Here is a 5,033-nt window from a genome sequence, read left to right on the forward strand (position 1 = left end):
AGGTAGGGTTGTACGGCAATGACGTGACTGCGAAATCCGATGTCTACAGCCTCGGTCTTGTGCTGTTTCACGCGCTGACCGGACAGAAGCTCGACATGGGTGGCAGCCAGTTTCAACTGGTGGAGAAGCGCCGGCGTGTGCCCGATCTCGGTGCGGTGGATATGCGCATCCGGCCTTTGCTGGAGCGGATGCTGCAGCCTGACCCGGCATTGCGCCCGACCATGGGAGAGGTCGCCAGYTGGAAGCCGACCGGTTTGGTGCAGACGCCAGCCGCACCGTTATATGGCTTCGATCCGCTGCGGCGGCCGGAAGGCGCGGCGCCGGTGCCGCAGGACAGGATGCCGTCGACCGCGCGGAGTCTGCGCGGCCGCTGGCTGGGGGCGGGCGTGGCGGCTCTGTTACTGCTGGTCGGCGGTGGTGGATATGCCTTCTACAAGCTGGTCTGGTCAGCGCCAGGCACCGCGGTCTTGTCGCCACCTCCAAAACTCGCTGGAACAATGGCGCCGCCGAAGGTCGAGCCCGCTGGACCACAGCCCGGGCGCCAAGAGCCGGAGAAGTTGTCCGCGCAGCCGACGGCGACGCCGTCTCCGGCACTCGATGGGGCGGGGCGAGCTGAGCGCATCCGCAAATACGTGGCCCAATACTCTGGCGGTGACTGCTTCTTTGTCTTGCCGATTGCCGTGAGCCCAAATGCCGCTGTCATCGAAGGGTTCGGTGCCTCGACTGCCCCATTCGACACCTTCGACAAAGCGTTTCGGCGTGAGCAGGGTTTCGAGGCTTCGATCGGCGTCAGGCAAGTGACCCAGGCGCAATGCCCAGCCGTCAAATTCTTGAGTCAGGTCGGGAGCGATCAGGCGCGAATGCCACGTATCACCCTGTCAGCGACAGAGCTGAAGGGTGGTGAAGCCCTCAATGGGACCATTGAGAACTTTGCCAACCGCGTGGTCGAGCTGCTCATGGTGTCGGATCGCGGCGAAGTCCAGAGCCTGTCTTATCTTCTGAAGCCGGGCATCGACGCGCTTTCGTTTACGCTCCCGACTGCGCGCGCGAGCGGTCCGCAATTGCTGTTGGTCGTGGCGGTTCCGCAGGTTCTGGACTCATTGCGCCAGCCGCGACCGATAGCTGCCGATACGTTCTTCCTCCAGGCGCTGAGCGAGGCTCAGCGCAACAAGGTGACTATCATCGCGGCCGCGCGCTACGTGCTGCTCACCAATTGACCGGCACGCTCAGAATGTCCCGATCACCAGGATTTTCAGGTCGGCATCCGGCTTGAAGTTGTTTGCCGTATATTCAAGCGTGTTTCCGGAAGCAGACGATGCCTTGAGCCGCCCAGGACAGAAGCTCACCAAGCGGTCGTTGCCGCCTGGGTCGATAGTCAGCTTGAACGACCGGATCGGCCCGGCCCAATTCGCGCCGGTCTTGAGCACGTATGATATGCGCCTCTCCTGCAGGTTCGCGCTGTTGGTCTGGTTACTGCCCGCGCGYTTGTCGAGCTCGGCGAGGAACGCATCCTGGACGCAGTATTCTTTCCGGTAACGGGCGACTTGCTGACCCAATGCGCTGCTGCGGCGTAGGCTCGAGCGCAGGATGGTGTCAGGACTGGAGCCGACGCTCGGCCGGTACTGGTGTTCGACCGTGACGGTGCGCATGGGCGGAAACACCTGCTGGCGTACAGCCGAGGTCTTGATAACCCAGCCTGGCGCATACTGCTGGCGACCGTTGTCGCTCATTCCGGCAGGCATCATAAGTCCGTCGTCCACGAGCCGGGTCCGAGTCGCCGCGGGCAGGTCGCTCACCCGGATCTCGCGGCCACCAATCGGCAGCAGGGGCAGCTTGAGTTCGCGGAGCAGGGCACTGACATCCCTGTTGCCAACCATGGCGCGCTGATCGACGGTCAGCGGCGCCGGGCTGCCGTCGACCCTGGTCTCGAAGTCGACGAAGTTGATCGGATCATTTGAAGGCAGTGCAATGTTMTCAGCCTCCGACAGGTCGATGTCGGGCAGCGGAAAGGCAACGGTAAGCGTGACCGGCTTGGCAGTGACGTTGGCGAATTGGTAGCGAACACTGATTCTGTCGAGCCCGATACTAAGGTTCTCGCTCTCCATGGCCACTTCATTGGTGCGTACGAACTGGAGCCCGCCGATCGACAATTCCGCAGCCGAGTCGTTGGCGCGTGCCGGCCAGCCCGTCCCAACCAGCAGCGCGACCATCAAGGCCCGTATCCGGAACGACGGTCGGATGCAGGCTCCGTTCGGCAAGCTAGTCTCCATGCGGCGTCGCAACATATGCGGGTTCCATCCGATGTGGGTCAATCGATCGGCTGATAAAGATCGCCCCACTCGGACTTCCAGACCCCGTCTGGATCGCACACCACCAGCGCCAGCTTTACATCGTTTGCCAGCCGGATCGCGCCGCGAAAAGCATCCTGAGCCGGCAATTGCGCGCTGATCTGGTCGGTGGTCAGCCGTCCCCGGCTCGCGGCGGCCGGCAGCACGATTGATCCGCAGGCGCCGTCATTGTCGCGTTTCAGGAGCAGCGTGATCGCGTCGGGCTGAACTTCGCTCACTTTCTCAAATCTATTCCGGGCCATGTTTTGCACCGCAAGCTGAAGAAAATTCGGACTATCACCGTCAAGTGATAGAATTGAACGTGATTGAGATTGCTCACCACTAATTGACGCGCCGCATTAACGGCATCTCGGATTAGTCGATCCGACGCTGCGATCGGTTCGGGGTACATTGAGGCGAACATGCTTCGTCCAAATCGTTGGATCTGGGTCTTCATCGTTGGCGCTGGCATTTTCGGAACCAAGGCGCATGCCGACGATACTGTCGTCCGCAGCTTTGCCAGCGGTTTGGCTGCTTCCATGGTCGGCATCGTTCCGGCCAGCGAGGACGTGGAACTCGCGGGACCACAAGCACTCAGCGCCGACGGGCAGGGCAACCTGTTTGTGCTCGATCAGGTCAACGGTCGCATCCTGCAGTTTGACCCGAAACAGCCGAGCTCAGATCCTGACGTCCTCAAGATGCCGAAGGACGTCCAGCCGACCGATCTCGTGGTCCACAACGACGACATCATGGTTTGGGACGGCGGCGTACGGACGCTGAAGGCGGCGCCAGGGCAGTCCACGCGCGGAATCGGTGGCGACGTGATCCAGCTTGAGGAGGTCTCGAGCCGTGGCGCGGACGATCAGCTCGCCGTCTCCGCTTTCGCCCAGATGGGATCGCAGGCGCCCGGCAGCGCGRCCGACTTGCTCGACCAGAATACCCGCGCGGCCATCGTCACGACGACGCGGCAGCCCGACCGGCAATATGTGGCTTCTCGAAGTAAGGGCTCGGTGATCGCCGATATCATTCCGGACAAGGGCAATGCCAGCGTGAGGGTCGAGATCCAGACAATGGTCACCAACGAGACGATCGCACAGCTAAGCCTGCGGGTGCGCAACCAGCTCGGAACGGTGGAGTTTCTTGAGATCGACAACGGCGACCGCTTCTACGTGCTTGCTGAGGACGTTCCGCCATCGGGAAAGAACGCCTCCACGTTCGTCGCACGCTATGCTGCGAACGGCCGTCTCGAAGGAATCTATGAGCTTCCTTTGGAAAATACGCCGCTGACCCGGCGGTTCGTAACTGTTTCGGGCGATGGCGATGTCTATTTCCTGCGGACCAAGCCGGACGGCATCGAAGTGGTTGGCGTCGGCTTCAGGCCTCTGACCAACGCTTCGATTATCGACGTGCGGCCGTCGCGAACGGCAGCCGCGCCGGCACCGCGATCCGACGTCAAATTTGACGCGTCGGCCGCCGTGAGACCGTCCAATCGCCAGCAGGCGATCGAGACCGCGTTTGCGTTCGAGGGCATCCAGTGGAAGCTGACGCAGGCCAACTACGGCAGCGATCCCGACAGCCAATGCAGCGGCTTCAGCCGTGTTCGTCGGCCGTGGTATCTGCAGGGAAAAGTGAACCAGGAGGTGCGCGGCGTACCTTATTGCTGGGGCTGCCACGGATCGCTCGCGAACTTCCGTCAGCGGATCGAGAGCGGAACGCTGGCTGGCAATGTGTGCACTCGCAATGCGCCACGGCCGGATGTTGCTGGCGTCGACTGTTCGGCATTCGTCAGCGCCGCGTGGGGACTTTCCGTCCACTACACGACTGCCGCTATTCCTGCGATCGCAGCCCCCGTGGCAAATCCCTGGGACCTGAGGCCCGGCGATGCGCTGAACAAGCCGGGCTCGCACGTGATGTTGTTCCTGCGGTTCACGCCCGATCGCAAGGCCGAGGTGATGGAATCCTCGACCRGTGGCTGCAACGGCCGCGTCTGCCGCAACGTCTACCCGTTGGCGAGCCTGCTTTCGCGTGGCTACGTTCCGGTCCGCTTTCGGGCGTTCGCGGATGACCAGGCGACGGTCTCAGCGAGCGCCTATCAAGAGGCCGAACCGCAGGCGGGCCGCAAGACGGCAAGCAAAAGGCGCTGAACCCGGTGTGTCGCTGGCGCTACAGAATGGATAGGAAGGATGTCGAGGTGGATCACGATGCGGATGCCCAGGGAACTTGATTGCGGGATCAAGCGGCTATGCGCCACCATCGGGCTCGCTGCGTTGATCGGGCTGATATCCCCGCACGCGCATGCGGCAGGAGGATTGTCGATCAGCAATCCGGACGGGGCGGCGGTGCGCGCGCTCGTGATCGGGATCGATGACTATCAGCACGTGCGGAAATTGAAGGGCGCGGTCGCCGACGCCACTGACATCGTGACCAGCTTGAAGAGCATGGGGGTTGGCGACGTCGTCGTACTGACTAACACACAGGCCGACAGGGCAAGCGTCTTGCGCGAGATCAGTTCACTGGTGGAGCGGACCAAGAACAACGACCTCATCTTTCTGTCGATCGCAGGTCATGGAACCCAGGAGCCGGAGCGCGTCAAGGGCTCGGAGCCGGACGGGATGGAAAACGTGTTCCTGCTGCCAGGCTTTGAAACCACGCCAACCGGGTCCGTTGAGCGTGTTCTGGGCAGTGAGTTCAACCATTTCATCCGGC

The 5,033-nt window shown here is 62.3% G+C and carries 5 protein-coding genes; 3 read left to right on the forward strand and 2 right to left on the reverse strand.

Annotation, left to right across the window (positions count from 1 at the left end; genetic code table 11):
* Window positions 1–1,217: serine/threonine-protein kinase (locus AC1D00_RS26120; RefSeq protein ID WP_477012633.1), on the forward strand; the 1,217-nt coding region annotated here is incomplete at its 5' end.
* A gap of 9 nt (window positions 1,218–1,226) precedes the next feature.
* Here AC1D00_RS26120 and AC1D00_RS26125 read toward each other — a convergent pair.
* Together AC1D00_RS26125 and AC1D00_RS26130 are read right to left on the reverse strand one after the other, a co-directional pair.
* Window positions 1,227–2,210, reverse strand: a complete 984-nt coding sequence (locus AC1D00_RS26125) for a DUF4424 domain-containing protein (protein ID WP_477012636.1) — start codon at window positions 2,208–2,210, stop codon at window positions 1,227–1,229.
* A gap of 98 nt (window positions 2,211–2,308) precedes the next feature.
* Complete coding sequence (locus AC1D00_RS26130) at window positions 2,309–2,566, reverse strand: hypothetical protein (protein ID WP_235885450.1); 258 nt, start codon at window positions 2,564–2,566, stop codon at window positions 2,309–2,311.
* A 183-nt stretch (window positions 2,567–2,749) separates the two neighbouring features.
* Here AC1D00_RS26130 and AC1D00_RS26135 point away from each other — a divergent pair, with 183 nt between their 5' ends.
* Window positions 2,750–4,471, forward strand: a complete 1,722-nt coding sequence (locus AC1D00_RS26135) for a hypothetical protein (protein WP_477012634.1) — start codon at window positions 2,750–2,752, stop codon at window positions 4,469–4,471.
* 39 nt (window positions 4,472–4,510) lie between these two features.
* On the forward strand, window positions 4,511–5,033 hold a 523-nt coding region (locus AC1D00_RS26140; RefSeq protein ID WP_477012635.1), incomplete at its 3' end, for a caspase family protein.

The sequence above is a fragment of the Bradyrhizobium sp. P2_E8 genome (assembly GCF_056403875.1).